At 68.2% G+C, this 18,215-nt stretch carries 16 protein-coding genes; 11 read left to right on the top strand and 5 right to left on the bottom strand.

The genetic code is table 11. The features are described from left to right. Nucleotides 1–8: 8 nt before the first annotated feature. Entirely contained in the window at nt 9–1,103 is a 1,095-nt protein-coding gene (locus D575_RS0112825; protein WP_018146321.1) for a DUF3524 domain-containing protein, read from the top strand. Here D575_RS0112825 and mltF read toward each other — a convergent pair. Beyond that, on the bottom strand, nt 1,090–2,556 hold the full coding sequence (gene mltF, locus D575_RS0112830; RefSeq protein WP_018146322.1) for a membrane-bound lytic murein transglycosylase MltF: 1,467 nt from the start codon (nt 2,554–2,556) through the stop codon (nt 1,090–1,092). The two genes, D575_RS0112825 and mltF, sit on opposite strands and share 14 nt — an antisense overlap. Before the next feature lie 411 nt (nt 2,557–2,967). Between mltF and D575_RS0112835 the strand changes: the two genes are divergently transcribed. The 3 genes from D575_RS0112835 (at nt 2,968) to D575_RS0112845 (ending at nt 4,837) form a co-directional block, all read left to right on the top strand. After that, nucleotides 2,968–3,219, top strand: coding sequence for a GlsB/YeaQ/YmgE family stress response membrane protein (locus D575_RS0112835; protein WP_026182156.1), 252 nt, complete (start codon nt 2,968–2,970; stop codon nt 3,217–3,219). A gap of 23 nt (nt 3,220–3,242) precedes the next feature. After that, nucleotides 3,243–3,440, top strand: a complete 198-nt coding sequence (locus tag D575_RS0112840; protein ID WP_018146324.1) for a DUF3185 family protein — start codon at nt 3,243–3,245, stop codon at nt 3,438–3,440. A gap of 113 nt (nt 3,441–3,553) precedes the next feature. Further along, nucleotides 3,554–4,837, top strand: a complete 1,284-nt coding sequence (locus tag D575_RS0112845) for an OmpP1/FadL family transporter (RefSeq protein ID WP_018146325.1) — start codon at nt 3,554–3,556, stop codon at nt 4,835–4,837. Nucleotides 4,838–4,876: 39 nt separating this feature from the next. On the opposite strand, the gene D575_RS0112850 is transcribed toward D575_RS0112845, so the two are convergent. Further along, nucleotides 4,877–5,833, bottom strand: a complete 957-nt coding sequence (locus D575_RS0112850; RefSeq protein ID WP_018146326.1) for a matrixin family metalloprotease — start codon at nt 5,831–5,833, stop codon at nt 4,877–4,879. Between the two features lie 123 nt (nt 5,834–5,956). On the opposite strand from D575_RS0112850, the gene D575_RS0112855 reads away from it, so the two are divergent. Then, a complete protein-coding gene (locus D575_RS0112855) occupies nt 5,957–6,382 on the top strand; it encodes a DUF3617 family protein (RefSeq protein WP_018146327.1) in 426 nt (141 codons plus the stop codon). Between the two features lie 127 nt (nt 6,383–6,509). Here D575_RS0112855 and D575_RS0112860 read toward each other — a convergent pair whose 3' ends face one another. After that, the gene (locus tag D575_RS0112860) at nt 6,510–7,109 is read right to left on the bottom strand and encodes a DUF938 domain-containing protein (RefSeq protein WP_018146328.1); all 600 of its coding nucleotides are present in this window, start codon (nt 7,107–7,109) and stop codon (nt 6,510–6,512) included. Between the two features lie 95 nt (nt 7,110–7,204). On the opposite strand from D575_RS0112860, the gene D575_RS0112865 reads away from it, so the two are divergent. After that, nucleotides 7,205–8,053, top strand: a complete 849-nt coding sequence (locus D575_RS0112865; protein ID WP_018146329.1) for a bifunctional nuclease domain-containing protein — start codon at nt 7,205–7,207, stop codon at nt 8,051–8,053. A 22-nt stretch (nt 8,054–8,075) separates the two neighbouring features. Here the strand turns inward: D575_RS0112865 and pgi are convergent, their stop codons facing one another. Next, on the bottom strand, nt 8,076–9,719 hold the full coding sequence (gene pgi / locus D575_RS0112870; protein ID WP_026182157.1) for a glucose-6-phosphate isomerase: 1,644 nt from the start codon (nt 9,717–9,719) through the stop codon (nt 8,076–8,078). Nucleotides 9,720–9,849: 130 nt separating this feature from the next. On the opposite strand from pgi, the gene glgA reads away from it, so the two are divergent. The 5 genes from glgA (at nt 9,850) to D575_RS0112895 (ending at nt 17,688) form a co-directional block, all read left to right on the top strand. After that, entirely contained in the window at nt 9,850–11,337 is a 1,488-nt protein-coding gene (gene glgA, locus D575_RS0112875) for a glycogen synthase GlgA (protein ID WP_018146331.1), read from the top strand. Between the two features lie 82 nt (nt 11,338–11,419). Beyond that, complete coding sequence (gene ppc / locus D575_RS0112880) at nt 11,420–14,263, top strand: phosphoenolpyruvate carboxylase (RefSeq protein WP_018146332.1); 2,844 nt, start codon at nt 11,420–11,422, stop codon at nt 14,261–14,263. Nucleotides 14,264–14,377: 114 nt separating this feature from the next. Then, entirely contained in the window at nt 14,378–14,650 is a 273-nt protein-coding gene (locus tag D575_RS0112885; protein ID WP_018146333.1) for a PP0621 family protein, read from the top strand. 9 nt (nt 14,651–14,659) lie between these two features. Further along, nucleotides 14,660–16,297 (top strand): PAS domain-containing sensor histidine kinase, encoded by a 1,638-nt coding sequence (locus tag D575_RS0112890; protein WP_018146334.1) that lies wholly within the window; start codon nt 14,660–14,662, stop codon nt 16,295–16,297. Further along, on the top strand, nt 16,294–17,688 hold the full coding sequence (locus D575_RS0112895; protein WP_018146335.1) for a sigma-54 dependent transcriptional regulator: 1,395 nt from the start codon (nt 16,294–16,296) through the stop codon (nt 17,686–17,688). Before D575_RS0112890 ends, D575_RS0112895 begins: the two co-directional genes overlap by 4 nt. 12 nt (nt 17,689–17,700) lie before the next feature. Here the strand turns inward: D575_RS0112895 and D575_RS0112900 are convergent, their stop codons facing one another. Next, on the bottom strand, nt 17,701–17,922 hold the full coding sequence (locus D575_RS0112900; RefSeq protein WP_018146336.1) for a hypothetical protein: 222 nt from the start codon (nt 17,920–17,922) through the stop codon (nt 17,701–17,703). Nucleotides 17,923–18,215: the final 293 nt, after the last annotated feature.

Raw genomic sequence — 18,215 nt, forward strand, 5'->3', positions numbered from 1 at the left:
ACAGGGGCGTGCCGGACCATCGCAAGCGCATCCTCCTGCTGTCCGCCTATCGCGCCGACAGCCACGCGGCCTGGGCGGACTGGTTAACCAGCACCTTCGATGCGTTCGACTGGCGGCTACTGGAACTGCCGGGGCGCCACTTCCGTTGGCGCATCCGCGGCAACCCAATCTCCTGGCTGGACGAACTGGCGACCACGGAAGTCGACGCGGTCATCGCCACCTCGATGGTGGATCTCGCCACCCTGCGCGGACTCCAGCCCCACCTCGCCGCCCTGCCCACGCTCTACTATGTGCACGAGAACCAGTTTGCCTATCCGCTGGGCCCGCAACAGGTGGATTCGGTGGACCCGCAGATGGTGCAGATCTATGCGGCGCTGGCCGCGGACCGCATCGCCTTCAACTCGGCGTTCAACCGCGACTCGTTCCTGGAAGGGATGGCGACCCTGCTCGGGCGCATGCCGGATGCGGTACCTCCCGGGATACGGGACCGACTGACGGAGCGCAGCGCGATCCTCCCGGTGCCGATCCAGCCAACGGCCGTGACCGGCGGCACTCGCGATCCGGGCCTGATCCTCTGGAATCACCGCTGGGAATACGACAAGGCCCCGGAGGTCTTTGCCGAGGCCATGCTGACGCTGGCCGGGTCGGACGTGGATTTCCGTCTTGCCCTGCTGGGGCCGCGGCCGGCGAACGCCCCCGAACCCCTGCAAAAGCTGCGCGAGGCCCTGGGGAACCGGATCATCGCCGATGGCAAGCTGCCCCGCAGCGAATACGACGCGTTACTGGGCCGCGCAGGGATCGTCGTCAGTACCGCCCGGCACGAGTTCCAGGGCTTGGCGGTGCTGGAGGCCAGCGCCGCTGGTGCCACACCGCTGGTCCCAGATGCCCTGGCCTACCGCGAACAATACCCCGATGCCTGTCGCTACCCGCAAGGCGATGTAGACACGCTGACGGAGCGCCTGCAGGCATGGCTGCAACAAGGGCCCCCGCCCGCACCCGACGTCCGCGCGTGGACGCCGGGGCGATTGGAGCCGGACTGGAAAGGGATGCTGGACGACCTCGTTATGGGCGACCGCAAGGGATCACGGGTCAATCGCGGCTGACGACGACCCGATCCGACATCTCGTCCTCGGCCACGAACACCGGGCGGATCACGTCGCGGTAATTGCGGATGCGCTGCACGTAGTACACCGGCTGATACCCGCGCGCATAGCCGTAGCGCAGATCCTTGTAATAACGCTCCTCGGTCAGTAGCGGCAGGATCTCGCGCATGTCGGCCCAGCGATCCGGGTCCCGTCCCAGCTCGCGCGCCAGGCGGCGCGCATCCAGCAGGTGGCCCCGGCCGATGTTGTAGGCCGCCAGCGCCAGGTAGGTACGATCCGGTTCGACGATGTCATCCGGCAGCAACCCGTGCTGACGCTGCAGGTAGCGGGCCCCGCCGTCGATGCTCTCCACCGGGTCCAGGCGATCCACGCCCAGCGACTCGGCGGTGCGACGGGTCAGCATCATCAGCCCGCGCACACCCGTCGGGCTGCGCGCCTCCGGATCCCAGTGCGACTCCTGATAGGCCAGTGCAGCCAGCAGATCCGCGGGCAGATCCGTGCGCTCGGCCGCCTCCTCGAAGTGGGGATGGTACTGGGGCAGGCGATCCTCTATGCGCCGGTTCAGCGCGCGCAGGTCGACGAAGTCGAACTGGTTGATGTAGGCGTAATAGCGCTCGTCCACGAGGTCGCGCAGCTCGCGGCCACCGGCGCCCTGCATCCAGGTCGCGGCCAGCTCGGCGAGCTCGGCGTGTTCCGGATCGACATACCACCCCAGCGCGCGCGGCGCGGACAGATCGAAGGCGATGTCGAGATGCGGGAAGGAGCGGCGGTTGTAGCGCACGATGTGCGAATCAGCCACGGTGCAGCCAATCTCCTGCCGGGCGACCTGCGCCATCAGGCGCTCGGTGCCGATCTCGCGCACCTCGAACTCGACCGATTCCGGCAGCGCCTCCTCCAGGGTTTCGACGTAGCTGCTGCCGGCCGAGACGACCAGATCGACGCCCTCCAGCTCGTCCGTCGAACCCGGCAGGCCGGACAAGTCGCGATGGCAGACCACCTGCTCGCTCACCTCCATGTAGTGCGGACCGCGGCGAAAGCGCTCGTCACGCGACGGCAGATGGGTCAGACCCGCTGCCGCCATGTGCGCCGCGCCGGATTCGAGCGACTCGAGGACACCGGAAACCGAGTCGGCCATGACCCATTCCACCTTCCAGCCATGCGCCAGGGCAAAGCCTTCGACCAGGTCGTGCTCGGTGCCGGATGTCTCCAGATGCTGGTCAAAGTACCAGGTGGTGGGTGCGTTGCGGGTCACCACGCGCAGCGTCCCGGTCTCCTCCACGGAGGCCAGGCGATCGCCCGCAGCCGCGTTGGAAACCATCGTTCCGGATTGCCCGTTCTCCGAACCACACCCGGCCAGTAACGCCAGCAGGGCCGCCGGGATCAATGCCCGGAAGGCTCGCCCACAGCGCGCGGAGCGAGTGACCCGTCCCTTGCGCTTCGATTCTTCGGTCATACCGGTTTCCTTCCCGTCGGCAGCCGGCGTCAAACGCCAACCGATTCCATGACGGATCCATGAATGTCCGATACCGAGACTAGGGTTTTGCGGAATGGTTCTCAAAAATACCCACACTCGAGGGGTTGCAGAATCACCAAGTATCCGTTCACGGATGTTCGGCTCACCCGTGCCGGTGGGCACAAGGGCGACACGCCCTGTACAGTCGAAGTCCGGCCCATCGCCGAGCGAACGACCGCGGCCCGGAACAAGACCCAAGGCCCCGCCAAACCCAGCGGGCATCCTTGAGGCCCAGGGCGACACTGATCAACAACTCGAGCGCGGGCGTGCGAATTGATCGGTGACGCCCAGGGGGAACACCTCGACATCCGCACGATCCAATCGCCCGTCACTTGCCAGGAGCGCAACAACATGCCCGTGGAATCCCTTCTCCTCCTCCTGCTCATCGGCGGCATTGCCGGCTGGCTCGCAGGCCTGCTGGTACACGGGTCCGGGCAGGGCATCCTGCTGAATATCGTGGTTGGCGTGATCGGCGCCTTCCTCGGCGGCTGGCTGTTCACCCAGCTCGGGGTGCAGGCAGGCGGACTGATCGGCAGCCTTGCCGCCGCCACCGTGGGCGCCGTGCTGCTGCTCGGTCTGCTTCGCTTGATCCGAAAGGCCTGATCCACCCGATCCAAGGAGTTCTCATGATCCAGATCCTCGGCATCATCCTGCTGGTTGGCGGCCTGATCGCCGCCCTGGTCGGTGTTCAGGACGCCTTCGGCATGCGCGAGCGCGCGGCGCGGCTGTTCCTTGGCCGCTTCACCCGGCGCACCCTCGCGCTGCTTATCGGTGGCGGCGTGGCCGCGCTGATCGGCCTGATCCTGATGACCTCGAAAATGTGATGCGGTTGGCGTGATCTTCCCGAGGCGGTAGGGTCCGCCTCGGGGGAGCCTGCGACCGACACCGGACGCGGCATCGCTGCGGCCCCCTGGAACAAAAAACGAGGGGAGACCGCATGACTCTGACACCGTCGCGCCGCCTGGCGCTCTCGATCGCCGTTAGCTCCGCCCTGTTTGCCGCCCCCGCAACCCTGATGGCCGCCGGCTTCTACATCCAGACGCAGGGCGCGTCCGGCCTCGGCCGGGCCCATGCGGGGGATGTCGCCGTCGCCTCAAATGCCTCCACCATCTACTTCAACCCGGCCGGCATGACCCGCCTGAAGGGCAACGAACTCCAGGCCGGTGTGCATCTGCTGATGCCCAACTCCGAGGTCAATCAGCGCAGCACCCAGATCCCCGGGCGCGACAGCAGCAACCCCTACGACCCGACCCCGGTGCCCAACCTGTACTGGGCACAGCAGTACTCCGACCGAGTCTGGCTGGGCTTCGGCCTCAGCGCCCCGTTCGGCCTGAAGAATGAGTACAACGACGACTTCTTCGCCCGCTACGACTCACTGGAATCCGACCTGCGCGTGCTCAATCTGCAACCGAGCATCGCGTTCGAGCTGACCGACCGGATCTCCATCGGCGGCGGCCTCGACCTGCAGTACGCCGATGCCACCCTGCGCAGCGCGACACCGGACCCGGCCGGTCTCAATCCGGACACCGACGGGAAATTCGAACTCGAGGGCGACAACTGGGATGTCGGCTTCAACATCGGGATGCTGTTCGACCTGAGCGATGCGACCCGCCTGGGCATCCATTACCGTGAAGGCGTCACCCATACCCTCCAGGGCACAGCCACCGCGACGCTATCGACAAACGACCCCCTACGCGCCCAAGTAGGCGACACCATCGTTCAAGGTGGCCAGGCCGACCTGAAGCTGCCCGATATCGCCTCGATCGGCATTCGTCATCGCTTCAGCGATCGCTGGACGGGCCTGGCCCAGTACACCTGGTTCAACTGGTCGAACTTCGACGAGATCCGGATTCAGTTGCCCCAGGGCAACGAGCAGGTGCTGGAACAGAACTACCGCAACAGCTACGCCCTGGCGGTGGGGGCCGAGTACGCGATGAACCCGCGCTGGACCCTGCGTGGCGGCATCCAGTACGACCAGACCCCGACGCAGACCAACGGGCGCGGCACGCGCACCCCGGATGGCGACCGCACCTGGTTCTCCTTCGGCGCCAGCTACGCCCGCAGCGAGCGCTTCACCTTCGACCTGGGCTACAGCTACATCCACATCGCCAGCGAGGATCTCGACATCACGCGCAGCTTTAACGGGACCGACATCAACATGCAGGGGACGACCAAGGGTCACGTGCACGTCCTGTCGGCCGCCATGCGCTACCACTTCTAGCGCCGAATCCGGGGCCGGGCATACGCCCCGCCCCGTTCATCACCGCTCCAGCTCCACTTCGCAGGCCGCCGCCAGGGCGCGCCGGTCGGCGTCACTCAGATCGCGCCGCCCGGCGTTGGCCTCGCCCAGGATCGCGTGCATCACCGCGGCCGGGTCGTCCACGTGCTCGATCCCCAGGGCGTGCCCCAGCTCGTGCGCCAGCGTCAGGCGCAGCTCGTCCGCGTCACTGGCCTTGAACACGGTGATGGAGCGCCGCGCGCCCTGCTGCTCGTAGACCGCCATGTCGAAGGCACCGGTCGCGCCGATCTCGCGGTTCAGTTCCGCGACCCGTTCGTTGAAGCCATCGATCTGGCCCTCGAGGTCGCGGATCTCGCGGTTGAGCTCGTCGCGCCGACGCTCCAGCGTGCGGCGGCGCTGCTCCAGGTCGTCCCGCGCCGCATCCAGCGCCCGGCGCTGCCGTTCCAGCCGCTCGCGGTTCCCCGCGCTGTGCGCCATGCGTCCGGCATTCCAGGCGGCCACTGCCTCTTCGTACTCGCGCTGGCGCGCCTGAAGGTCCTCCAGGCGCCGCTGGTAGCCCGCGGCATCCGCCGCCAGCGCCGAGTGACGGTGATCCAGACGCTCCTCGCGCTCGGCGATCCCCCGCTTGAGCCGGTCCAGCTCCGCGCGCGCCCGGTCGCGGCTCTCGGCACCCGCCTGGCGCTCGTCGAACACCAGCCGGACCGGCATGCCCTCGCCCTCGCGCTGACGGAAAAGTGTTTCCGGCGTCTGCCCGTCCCACATGCTCACGGCCGCATCCAGGGCCGCCTGCACCGCGTCACGCTCCAGCCGGAAGCGCGGGTCCACAGCCTCCAGATGCAGGGTGATGGGCACCTCGCAGCGCGGCGCGGCCAAGTGCGCATGCCCCGCGGAGCCGCCCGACAATTGCCCCTCCTGCCACAGGACACCGCCCAGCGCGAGCGCCCCGACACCGCCGACCAGCCATAACGGTATTGCCATTACAGTTCCTCCCTCGCACACACCCAAGGTACCAGCCAGCGGGCACCGCCACCCGCGTTTGCCCCGTCATGACGCGCCAGGCACCATTGAACCCATTCGATACCCCCGATTCAGGAGACTGCCATGCTGCGCACCCTTCTTGCCGCCCTGCCGCTCGTTGCCCTGCCGCTCGTCGTCCAGGCCGAGACCCCGAACATCCAGCCCGGTCTCTGGGAAAACCAGACCACCATGATCATGGAAGGCATGGGCGGCATGCCGGACCAGACCGAGACCAGCACCGAGTGCGTCACCCAGGAAGACATCGACCGCGGCGAGAACATCATAGAAGCGCCGGAAGGCTGCACCCTGGACCAGATGGACATGACGGCCGACCGCATGGACTACACCATGAGCTGCCCCGGCCCGCAGGGCGGACGCATGCAGATGGACGGCAGCATGCGCTTCATGGGTGACCGCGCCGAGGGCGAAATGACCAGCGAGATGGACACCCCCATGGGCCCGATGAACGTGCGCATGGAGATGCGCAGCCAGCGCATCGGCGACTGCTGACCCCCCGTATTCACCACGGAGGTCACAGAGGGCACGGAGAAGAAGAACGATCTGGAAAGAGCCACAAGTACGGGGCGCGACTTGCGTCGCTTCAGCCCCCGGACTTTTCTTCGTGCCTTCGTGGTCGTTAAGCCCTGCGCCAGAGAAGGATCTGATTGTTGGCCGGCAGGTCGATGACCGCCGCGGGCTCGAGGCCGGCGGCCGTGGCGAGGGCATCCAGGTCGGCGCGGTCGCGCACGCCCATGCCCGGATCTTGCGCCCGCAGCATCTGGTCGAACCGGGCGTTGGATTCGGCAGTATGCGAACCGTCGTGGGCAAACGGGCCGTACAGCGCGAACAGCCCACCCGGCGCCAGTACCCGGGCCACGCCGGCAAACAGCGCCTCCACCGCCGGCCAGTGCATGATATGCACGGTATTCGCGCTGTAGACGTACTCGAACGGTCCCTCCGGCCAGGCATCCCGCAGCACGTCCAGTTCCAGCGGGGGCCGCAGATTGGGCAGGGCCGCGTCGCGTCGCCAGGCCTCCACGCCCGGCAGGTTCTCTGCCACGTCACTGGGATACCAGTCGAGATGCGGCAAAGCCGCGGCGAAATGCGCCGCGTGCTGCCCGGTGCCGGCGCCGATCTCCAGCACCCGTCCATGCGCAAGGAACTGCTCGCGCAGCTGGGCCAGGATCGGCGCGCGGTTTTGATCCGCGGCCGGGGCATAGGGCTTGTCGGAGGTCATCGCAGCGATCCGTTCACGGGGGACAAGGCGGTATTCTGGACGCCCCGCAACCGCACTGCCATGATCGGGACACACCCTATTTCCAGGCTGCCCTGATGACACCCCGCTTCCGGTTGTTCCTGCCCGCCCTGCTCGTCCTGTTGCTGGTCATGGGCGGCGAGGCGCTGGCCCGCGACATGGCGACCGACCCGGAGCGCCTGCTGCCGGTCGAACTGGCCACCGTCGGGGTGGATGCCGGCTCCGGCACGCCCATCGCCCTGTTGCGACACCCGGCGTCCGGCGAGGTGGTCCCGATCGTGATCGGGACCGACCAGGCCCGCGCGATCCTGCTGGCCATGCACGACATAACACTGTCGCGCCCGCAGACCCACGACCTGATGATCAACCTGCTGGAGCAGATGGATGCGCGCCTGGAACGGGTGATCATTGACGGCCTGGAGAACGGTACCTATCTCGGCTGGCTGGAGGTACGGATCGCCGGCGAGACCGAACCCCGGTTGATCGACACCCGCCCCAGCGACGGGCTCGCCCTGGCGGTACGCAGCGGGGCCGCCATCCATGTCGCGCCGGAAATCCTGGAGGCCGATGTCACCTTCGACTACACCCCGCCGGGCGAGGACGAGGTCGTCACCGCCCTCGGCATCACCGTTGTGGAGGCCCGCAATGACCTGCGCGAAGCCCTGCAGCTGCCGGACGAATCCGGCGTGCTGGTCAGCCGTGCCGCGGGCCGCGCCGCCGCCGCGGGCCTGACCCACGGCGCCCTGATTCTGAAAGTGAACGGGCGCACGCCCACCACCCCGATGGACTTCCTCGAGGCGATCTCCGCCACACCGGAGGGCGAGCCAGCCGAAATCCGCTACTGGCTGGATGGCGAGACCCGCAGTATCACGCTGCCCACGGACGTCCCCGAGATCGAGGAGTCCGACGACGCCCTGACCGTCTGAGCAGAGCCGGAACGGACGCGGGTCAGTCCCGCGGCGGAAGCCGCGGGCGCAGCCAGTCGAGCGTGGCGGTGGTTGCCGGATCGTGCTCGCCGGCGGTCGCGCCGGGCGCCAGATCCTCAAGCACCTGACCGGCCAGCTGCTTGCCCAGCTCCACCCCCCACTGATCGAAGGCATTGATCCCCCACAGCGTGGCCAGCACGTAGATCTTGTGCTCGAACAGCGCGATCAACGCGCCCAGCGTGGCCGGATCCAGGCGTTCCAGCAGAATCAGCGTGCTCGGCCGATTGCCGGGGAAGGTCCGGTGCGGCGCCAGCGCATCAATCGCCTCCGGCGACTGCCCGGCCGCCGCCATCTCGGCGCGCACCGCGGCCTCGTCCTTGCCCATCGCCAGCGCCTCGGCCTGCGCCACCAGGTTGGCCAGCAGCAACGGGTGCTGCGCCGGCAGGTCGTGCTCGGGACGGGCCACGCCGATGAATTCGGCCGGGATGAAGCGCGTGCCCTGGTGGAGCAACTGGAAGAAGGCGTGCTGACCATCGGTGCCCACCGCACCCCAGACCACCGCGCCGGTTGCATCCGTCACGACCTGCCCGTCCAGCCCCACGCGCTTGCCCAGGCTCTCCATCTCCGCCTGCTGCAGGTACGGCGGCAGCAGCGACAGGCGTTCGTCGTAGGGCAGTACCGCGCGCGACTGCGCCCCCAGCAGGTTCTGGTTCCACAAATCCACCAACGCCATGCGCACTGCGGCATTGCTGGAGACCGGCGTCTGGAGCACGTGTTCGTCCATGGCATGGGCCCCGCCGAGAAACGCACGGAAGCCGTCCATGCCGAGGAGCAGCGCCACCGGCAACCCGATGGTGGACCACACGGAATAGCGCCCCCCGACCCAGTCCCAGAAGCCGAACATGTTGTCCGGGTCGATACCGAACTCCGTTACCCGATCGCGCGCGGTGGAGACCGCCACGAAGTGGCGCGCGACGGCCGTGTCGTCCGGCGCATGCCGCAGCAGCCAGGCGCGGGCCGCACGGGCGTTGGTCAGGGTCTCCTGGGTGCCGAAGGTCTTCGATGCGACGATGAACAGCGTGGTTTCCGGATCGGCCTCGCGCAGCACGGCGGAGAGCGCCGCGCCATCCACGTTGGAGACGAACTGCACGGTCAGCGGCACGCCGTCGGCCGGCGCCTGTGCATGCGGCGCAAGCGCCCGGCAGACCATGCGCGGCCCGAGGTCGGAGCCGCCGATGCCGATATTCACCACGCGACGGATCGGACGCCCGCTGTAGCCACGGTGGGCCCCGTCGTGGATCCGCCGCACGAACGTCTCGACCCGGTCGAGCTGCGCATGCACCTGCGGAACCACGTCCGCGCCATCCACTTCACAGTGGGCGTCGCGCGGCAGGCGCAGGGCCGTGTGCAGGGCCGCCCGTCCCTCGGTGGTATTGACCCGCTCGCCGGCAAACAGCGCGCGCACCGCCTCCGATACCTCACAGGCCGCAGCGCGCTCGTACAGGGCATCCCAGGCCGCACCGTCCAGGCGCTGGCGCGTCCAGTCCAGGCGCAACCCGGCGACCTCCTGTACGTCCCGTTGCACGCGATCCGGATCGCGCGCGAACAGCTCGCGCAGGGGCTCGTCCGCCAGCCGTCGGGCCTCGACCCGCAAGGCACTCTCCATCACCGCACCCATTCCTGCCGTCATCCTGTTTCCTCGATTGTCCCAAGCCCAGAGTGCCGCCCCGGCCCCTGCGTTACAATTAACAGAAAGTCATCCGGCGCTGCCGGTTCCGCACTTGGGGGTTTTTTGCATGCGCATCCTGTTCGCCAGCAGCGAGGCCCACGGCCTGGTCAAGACCGGTGGGCTCGCCGACGTCAGCGCCAGCCTGCCCGCCGCCTTGCGCCGGCGGCGCCAGGATGCCCGTCTGGTGCTGCCCGGCTACCCCGAGGCCTGTCGCAACCTGGTGGATGCCACCCCGCGCCCGGGCCCGGACGGCGCCCCCTGGCAGATCCTCGAGGGCCGCCTGCCCGGGACCCGGCTCCCGGTCTACCTGATCGACTGGCCGGAATACTTCCAGCGCGCCGGCAACCCCTACAGCGCCAGCAACGGCATGGACTGGCCGGACAACGCCCAGCGCTTTGCCGGTTTCGCCCGCGCCATCGTGGCCCTGGCACGCGACGAGGCCGGGCTGGACTGGGCGCCGGAGCTGATTCACCTGAACGACTGGCAGACCGGTCTCGTGCCACTGCTGCTGGACCCGGAGCGCACCGGCGTTGAGCGCCCGCGGACGGTGTTCACCATCCACAATCTGGCCTACCAGGGCCTGTTCCCGGCAAACACCGTGCAGGATCTGAACCTGCCCGCGGAGCTGTGGCACCCGGAGGCTCTGGAGTTTCACGACCAGCTTTCGTTCATGAAGGCGGCCCTGGTGTTCGCCGACGCGATCACCACCGTCTCGCCCACGTACGCACGCGAGATTCAGGAACCGGAAAATGGCATGGGGCTGGACGGCGTGCTGCGCGCCCGCGGCGCCGACCTGCACGGCATCCTCAACGGGGTCGACTACAGCGACTGGGATCCGGCGCGCGACCGCCACATCGCCGCGCGCTACAGCGCCGAGGACCTCGCGGGCAAGGCCGCCAACAAGGCCGCGCTGCAGACCCGCATGGGCCTGGAGACCAACCCGGAGACCCCGCTGCTGGGCCATGTCGGCCGCATGGTCGAACAAAAGGGTGTCGATCTGCTGCATGCCGCCTGCACGCCGCTGCTGGAGGCCGGGCGCATCCAGCTGGCGCTGGTCGGCTCCGGCCAGAAGGACCTGGAACACGCCACCGGCGCCCTCGCCCGCGCTTACCCCGGCCAGGTCGGCGTGCACATCGGCTACGATGAGCCGCTGGCCCACCAGATCGAGGCCGGGTCCGACCTGTTCCTGATGCCGTCGCGCTTCGAGCCCTGCGGGCTCAACCAGCTATACAGCCTGCGCTACGGCACCCCGCCGGTGGTCCACGCCACCGGCGGTCTGGCCGACACCGTGGTGGATGCCACGCCGGAGAACCTGGAGGCGGGCACCGCGACCGGTTTCAGCTTCACCCCGGACAGCGTCGCCGCCCTCGGCGCCGCCCTGGAGCGCGCCCTGGCGCTGTATACCGCCCGCGGCGACGGCCACTGGGAACAGCTGATGCACAACGGCATGGCGCGCGACTTCGGCTGGACCGCCAGCGCCGATGCCTATCTCGCCCTGTACCGCGAACAGCTTCCGCGCCGCAGCCGGCGTGCGAAGGCGGCATCTGCGCTATAATCGCGTCCTTTTCGCGACCTCCCGAACCCCAACCGGCAAGCCCAGGCAGCGGCGATCGTCGTCCTGCGCGCACAGGCCCGATATGACTCGAAGCGATCAACACGACCGATTCCTCCCCAAGGACAAGGAACTGCGCGCCCGCGTGCGGCTGTTCGGGGAACTCCTGGGCAACGTGATTCACGACCTGGAAGGCCAGGCCGTGTTCGACGCGGTGGAGAAGCTGCGCCGCGGCTTCGTCAGCCTGCGCAAGGACGAGGATCCGGACCTGCGCCGCCAGCTGATGGCCGACATCACGCACTTCGACGCCTCGCTGACCGAGCGCGTGATCCGCGCCTTCAGCATCTACTTCAGCCTGGTCAACATCGCCGAGGAAGACCTGTTCTACCGCTGGCGCCGAGCCCAGGTCTCCAGCGGCGAGCCGCTGTGGACCGGCTCCTTCGACCAGACCCTGCGCGAGCTGCATGGCGAAGGCGTCACCGCCGAGGAGCTGGAACGCCTGCTCAACGAGCTGCACTACCAGCCGGTGTTCACCGCCCACCCCACCGAGGCCCGCCGCCGGACCACGATGGAGAACCAGCGCCGCGTGTTCGAGACCGCCGACCGGCTGAACCAGCCGGGGCTGGGCGAGGAAGAGCGCCGCCTGATCACCGAGGAACTGGAGACCCAGATCCAGATCCTCTGGCGCACCAACGAGGTGCGGGTGAAAAAGCCGCAGGTTCAGGACGAGATCAAGTACGGCCTGTTCTATTTCGAGGAGAGCCTGTTCGAGGCCATCCCGCAGTCCTACCGCTTCCTCGAGAAGGCCATCCGCCGGATCTACGGCGTCAACCCGGACGGCAGCCTGCCGGTACGCATCCCGGCCTTCCTGCACTTTGGCTCCTGGATCGGCGGCGACCGCGACGGCAACCCGAACGTGACCCCCGAGGTCACCGAGCTGTCCTGCCGCCTGGCGATGGAACAGGTCCTGCGCGAGTACCTCAAGCGGGTCAACCACCTGCGCAACGTGCTGACGCACTCGTCCTTCATGTGCCAGCCGTCGCAGGCATTCCTCGACAGCCTGGACGCCGACTCCAATATCGCCAACGCGGTGTTCCAGGGCGCCTCCGACCGCTTCGAGAGCGAGCCCTACCGGCGCAAGCTCTACATCATGCGCTACCGTCTGCGCGAGACCCTGGACACCGTGGTGCGCCGGGTCCGCGGCGAGGCCGCCGTGCTGCCGACCAACAGCGCCTATGCCGACGCCCAGGCCTTCCTGAACGATCTCAAGCTGATCCGCGACTCGCTGGTCAGCCATGGTGATCGCAACATCGCCAGCGGCGCGCTGACCGACCTGATCCGCCTGGTCGAGACCTTCGGCTTTCACCTGCACCACCTGGACGTGCGCCAGGAGTCCACCGTCCACTCCGACGCGATCGCGGAACTGCTGGGCCAGTTGGCACCGGACACCGACTACGCCGCGCTGGACGAGACCGGCCGCCAGCAGGCGCTGAGCGAACTGATCGCCGTGGAGAACCTGCCCGAGGTGGACCGCAAGGCCCTGGGCGAGAGCACCCGCGAGACCCTGCGCGTATTCGAGGTGATCCAGAGCATGCGCCGCGAGGTCGGTCCGGACGGCATCGGCACCTACGTGATCTCCATGACCCACGCCGCCTCGCATGTACTGGAGGTCCTGCTGCTGGGCCGCCTGGCAGGTCTCGCGGGCAACGACGAAGAAGGCAACCCGTTCTGCCATCTGCGCATCTCGCCGCTGTTCGAGACCATCGAGGACCTGCTGCATGTCGAGGACGTCCTCGAGGGCCTGCTGTCCAACCCGGTGTATGCACGACTGCTGGCCGCCTCCGGCAACATCCAGGACGTCATGCTCGGCTACTCCGACTCCTGCAAGGACGGTGGCATCCTCGCCTCCAGCTGGAACCTCTACGAGGCACAGAAGAAGATCGTCGGCATTACCGACCGCTTCGGCGTGCGCTGCCAGCTGTTCCACGGCCGCGGCGGCACCGTCGGGCGCGGCGGCGGCCCGACCCATGAATCCATCCTCGCCCAGCCCCCGGCCACGGTGCAGGGCCGGATCAAGTTCACCGAACAGGGCGAGGTCCTGTCGTACAAGTACTCCAACGTGGAGACCGCGGTGTACGAGCTGGGCATGGGTGCGACCGGCGTCATGCTCGCCTCGCGCAGCCTGATCCGGCCGCCGCGCAAGGATCGCGACGACTACCGCGCCACCATGCACGAGCTCGCGCAGGCTGGCGAGGATGCCTACCGCGAGCTGATCGACCGCACCGAGCGCGTGCTCGATTACTTCTACGAGATCACCCCGGTACAGGAGATCGGCTTCCTGAATATCGGCTCGCGGCCATCGCACCGGCGCAAGACCGACCGCTCCAAGAGCTCGATCCGCGCGATCCCCTGGGTCTTCGGCTGGGCCCAGGCGCGCCACACCCTGCCCGCCTGGTACGGCATCGGCACCGCGCTGGCACAGTGGCGCGGCGACGACCCCGAACGCCTGGCCCAGTTGCAGCGCATGTACCAGGAGTGGCCGTTCTTCCGCTCGTTGCTGTCCAACTGCCAGATGGCCCTGACCAAGGCCGACATGCGCACCGCCGCGGAGTACGCCCGCCTGTGCAGCGACCCGGAACTGGCCGAACGCATCTACGTCCTGGTGCGTGAGGAACACAGCCGCACCGTCACCGAAGTGCTGCGCGTGGCACAACTGGACCGACTGATGGACGAAACGCCCCTGCTGGCGCGTTCGCTGCAACGGCGCAACCCGTACCTGGACCCGCTCAACAGCATCCAGATTCACCTGCTGCGCGAGTCTCGCCAGTTCGACGCCGAGGCCGACGACGACACCGACGAAAACCCGTGGCTGTCGCCCCTGCTGCGCTCGATCAACGCGATCGCCGCAGGCATGCGCAACACCGGCTAAAGCCAACGGGCTCGCGGGCCTCCCACGACGGGGGTCCGCGATCGTCATCCTGCCGGTACAACGGGGCGTTTACGCGGACGTGCAAATTCATCAGCGTCTCCCTAGAATCACGCCATGCGCCTGCTGCTACTGATCGTCGCCATCGTCGCCGTGTTCCTTGCGGTGCGCACCCTCGTGCGCTCCACCAGCAACCGCAAGCAGGTCCACCAGGATGAACGGCCCGAACGCCTGAAAGAGGGCGGCGCGGTGATCCGCTGCGCCTTCTGCGGCGTGCACGTGCCGGAGGCCGAGGCCTACCGCGACGGCGACCGCCTCTACTGCTCGCCGCAGCACGCCGAGGTCGACCGCAACCGCTCGGACGCCGACTCCCGCACCGAAGACGACTGACCCTCGTCCATGGATAACCAGTCCGGGGGGAACACGCCGATCGACGCCGACACCCGGCGTTCCGCCTGGCTTTTCGCGCTCTACCGGGTCTTTGTCGCGGCGGTCCTGCTACTGCTCGGGCTGTTCCCGGATACCCCGCTGGGGCTGCATCTCGTCACCCCCCAGTTCTACGCGGTCATCGCCACCGCCTATCTCGCCTTTGCACTCGTCGCCGCCGCCTTCGCCTGGCGCTGCACCCACAACCCGGAAACCACCAGCCTCACCCGTATCGCTTTGATCGGCGGCGCCGGCGACGGCATCGGCCTGATCGCGTTGCTGATCGTCTCCGGAGGGGTTGGCACCGGCATTGGCCTGCTGCTGGTCCCGGCCCTGGTGGCAGCCGTGCTGCTCTCCAGCGCACGCTTCGCCCTGACCCTGGCCGCGATCGCCACCCTGGCCCTGTTGCTGGCCGAGGGCGTGAGCGCACTATTCCTGCACCCCGCCGATACCGCCATCACCCAGGCGGGGCTGCTGGGTGCCACCCTGTTTGCGGCCGGCCTGCTGGCCCGCCAGTTCGCCCGCCGGGCCGGCGAGACCCGCGCCCAGGTGGAACGCCAGGAGGCGGATCTGGCCAACCTGGCCGAACTGAACGCGCAGATCATCGCGCGCATGAGCGCCGGTGTCATCGCGGTCGACCCGGAGGGGTACATCCGCTCCATCAACGAGGCCGCGCGCCGCCTGCTCCCCCCACGGCCGGGACGCCACCTGTCGTCCCTGTCGCCCTCGGTGGCACGCGTGATCCGCGACTGGCAGCGCAACGGCATGCCCACGACCAGCCAGCAGCTGCCGGGCGACCGCAACCAGCCGGCCCTGCGGATCCGTCTGGCCCCGCTGGGTGACCGCGGCGACCAGGGCAGCCTGCTGATCCTGGAGGACGCCGCCGAACTCCAGCGTCAGGCCCAGGCCGGCAAGCTGCAGGCCCTCGGCCGCCTGACCGCCAGCATTGCCCACGAGATCCGCAACCCCCTGGGAGCCATCAGCCACAGCGCACAGCTGCTCGGCGAATCGCCGGATCTCAAGCCTCACGACCAGCGCCTGCTCGACATCATCAACAACCAGAGCAAGCGCGTGAACGAACTGATCTCCAACGTCCTCAGCCTGTCACGCAGGGACGCCGGAGGACGCGAGCGGCTGAACCTTCAGGAGACCCTGGATCGCTTCGCCGAGGAGTTCTGCGGTGCGCTGCAGTTGCCGCGAGAGACCCTGCATGCGCGCATCGAGCCGGCCGATTCCGAGATCCAGTTCGACCCCTCCCAGCTCAACCAGATCCTGTGGAACCTGTGCAGCAATGCGCGCATCCATGGCGGCCACGATCAGCCCGACAGCCCGCCCATCGTGCTGCGCGGCGGCGCCGGCCAGGTCGCGCGAGTGGTCAGTCTGGACGTGATCGACGCCGGCCCGGGCATCTCTGCCGAACAGGAAAAGGACCTGTTCGAACCGTTCGTCTCCGGGCGTGCCGGGGGCACCGGCCTTGGCCTGTACATCTCGCGCATGCTGTGCGAAAACAACGGGGCGTCGCTGGAATACGTCCACACACCCATCGGCGGCTGCTTCCGGATCCTGTTCGCCCCCCTGGAAACCGATTCGCCAAAGGAACAAGGCGCATGAGTATCCGCCACGTGCTGGTCGTGGACGACGAGCCCGACATCTGCGAACTTCTCGAGATCACCCTGGCCCGCATGGGCCTTGAGGCCACCACGGCCACCCGACTCGAGCCGGCCCGCGCCCTGATCGCCGAGCACGACTTTGACCTGTGCCTGACCGACATGCGCCTGCCGGACGGCGACGGGCTGGACCTCGTCCGCCACATCCAGAGCGAACGCCCGGAACTCCCCGTGGCCGTCATCACCGCCCACGGCAGCGTGGATACCGCCGTCCTGGCCCTGAAGCTGGGCGCCTTCGACTTCGTCAGCAAGCCGGTGGACCTGAAACAGCTGCGCGAACTGATTGACGCGGCCCTGCGCCTGGAGCCGGCTGCCTCGATCGCGGAAGAGCCCGGCGACGACGCCATCCCGGCCACCCCCGATGACAGCCCGCTGCTGGGCCGGTCCGAGCCCATGCAGCGTCTGCGCGCCACCATCCACAAGCTGGCGCGCAGCCAGGCCCCGGTGTTCATCTCCGGAGAGTCCGGATCCGGCAAGGAGCTGGTCGCGCGCGAGATCCACCGCCTCGGCCCGCGCGCCGAACGTCCGTTCGTGCCGGTCAACTGCGGCGCCATCCCCGGCGAGCTGATGGAGAGCGAATTCTTCGGCCACCGCAAGGGCGCGTTCACGGGGGCCACCCAGGACCATACCGGTCTGTTCCAGTCCGCCGACGGCGGCACGCTGTTCCTCGACGAGGTCGCCGACCTGCCGCTGCCGATGCAGGTGAAGCTGCTGCGCGCCATCCAGGAACGCGCCATCAAACCGGTCGGTGGCACCCGCGAGATCCCGGTCGACGTACGCATCCTCAGCGCCACCCACCACGACCTGGAAAAGGCCGTGCGCGAGGGCCGCTTTCGCCAGGATCTCTACTACCGCCTGAACGTGATCGAACTGAAGGTGCCGCCGTTGCGCGCGCGCCGCGGCGACATCGAACGCCTGGCCACGCGCATCCTGCAACGCATCGGCGAGCAGTGGCAGACCGGCGACCTGGAGCTGGCACCCGACGCCCTCGCGGCCCTGCAGGGGCACGGCTTCCCCGGCAACGTCCGCGAGCTGGAGAACATCCTGGAACGCGCCGCCACGCTGTGCGAAGGGCCGCTGATCCGCGCCGGCAACATCGACCTGCCGGCGAACGGTCTGGGCACCGAACCCACCCCGAACACGAACCACGGCGAACCCGAGAACGGCCTCGACGGCGCGGAGAGCGCCCTGGACGACCAGCTCGCCGCGCAGGAACGCCAGGCGATCGCTACCGCCCTGCAGCAGACCGGCGGCAACCGCACGGCCGCCGCACGCCTGCTCGGCCTCAGCTTTCGCCAGTTGCGTTATCGCCTGAAGAAACTCGGGATCGACTAGGGAGACGCTGATCTACAGGAGATCGAACCACTCGTTCAGGGCAAACCAGATCACGTAGCCGCCGTACAGCAGCAAGAAGATGACACTGAGCACCGTGATCGGGCGAAACCCCTTCACGTCCACCTGATAGGACACATCCTCCCCCCGCGCGCGGCGGCGGCGCACATCCATCCAGCGCGAGACGCGCCACCAGACGAACAGCAGGATCAGGATCACGGTCAGAAACTTCAGCATCGGGGTTTGCTTCCTCGCACGGGACTCGCAACAGAGCTGAACGCGACACTACCGGAGAACGCCCGCCGCCGCATCGTCCACACCACCCCGCGCCCCAATGCTGCCTGGCGCCCATCACCCCGGCGCCATCCCGGCCGCAGCGCAGCGAAGAGCCGGGATCTCCGCGGCCATGGCCACCCCAACGCCCGAGATCCCGGATAACCGCTCCGCGGTTTCCGGGATGACGACCCAGGGAAGAACGCCCGGCGTCCCGTATTGTCCTGCCCCCTGTGGGAGCCGGCTTGCAGGCGAAG

The sequence above is a fragment of the Thioalkalivibrio sp. AKL6 genome, from assembly GCF_000376905.1.
GTDB classification, from domain to species: Bacteria; Pseudomonadota; Gammaproteobacteria; order Ectothiorhodospirales; family Ectothiorhodospiraceae; genus Thioalkalivibrio; species Thioalkalivibrio versutus.

Excerpts from the sequence above, each read along its gene's own strand:
- D575_RS0112865 (WP_018146329.1), top strand. The coding sequence starts at position 7,205 with ATGACACCCCGCTTCCGGTTGTTCCTGCCCGCCCTGCTCGTCCTGTTG.
- D575_RS0112840 (WP_018146324.1), top strand. The coding sequence starts at position 3,243 with ATGATCCAGATCCTCGGCATCATCCTGCTGGTTGGCGGCCTGATCGCC.
- D575_RS0112855 (WP_018146327.1), top strand. The coding sequence starts at position 5,957 with ATGCTGCGCACCCTTCTTGCCGCCCTGCCGCTCGTTGCCCTGCCGCTC.
- D575_RS0112900 (WP_018146336.1), bottom strand. The coding sequence starts at position 17,922 with ATGCTGAAGTTTCTGACCGTGATCCTGATCCTGCTGTTCGTCTGGTGG.
- D575_RS0112885 (WP_018146333.1), top strand. The coding sequence starts at position 14,378 with ATGCGCCTGCTGCTACTGATCGTCGCCATCGTCGCCGTGTTCCTTGCG.
- D575_RS0112890 (WP_018146334.1), top strand. The coding sequence starts at position 14,660 with ATGGATAACCAGTCCGGGGGGAACACGCCGATCGACGCCGACACCCGG.
- D575_RS0112860 (WP_018146328.1), bottom strand. The coding sequence starts at position 7,109 with ATGACCTCCGACAAGCCCTATGCCCCGGCCGCGGATCAAAACCGCGCG.
- D575_RS0112835 (WP_026182156.1), top strand. The coding sequence starts at position 2,968 with ATGCCCGTGGAATCCCTTCTCCTCCTCCTGCTCATCGGCGGCATTGCC.
- mltF (WP_018146322.1), bottom strand. The coding sequence starts at position 2,556 with ATGACCGAAGAATCGAAGCGCAAGGGACGGGTCACTCGCTCCGCGCGC.
- pgi (WP_026182157.1), bottom strand. The coding sequence starts at position 9,719 with ATGGAGAGTGCCTTGCGGGTCGAGGCCCGACGGCTGGCGGACGAGCCC.
- glgA (WP_018146331.1), top strand. The coding sequence starts at position 9,850 with ATGCGCATCCTGTTCGCCAGCAGCGAGGCCCACGGCCTGGTCAAGACC.
- D575_RS0112850 (WP_018146326.1), bottom strand. The coding sequence starts at position 5,833 with ATGGCAATACCGTTATGGCTGGTCGGCGGTGTCGGGGCGCTCGCGCTG.
- D575_RS0112845 (WP_018146325.1), top strand. The coding sequence starts at position 3,554 with ATGACTCTGACACCGTCGCGCCGCCTGGCGCTCTCGATCGCCGTTAGC.
- D575_RS0112895 (WP_018146335.1), top strand. The coding sequence starts at position 16,294 with ATGAGTATCCGCCACGTGCTGGTCGTGGACGACGAGCCCGACATCTGC.
- ppc (WP_018146332.1), top strand. The coding sequence starts at position 11,420 with ATGACTCGAAGCGATCAACACGACCGATTCCTCCCCAAGGACAAGGAA.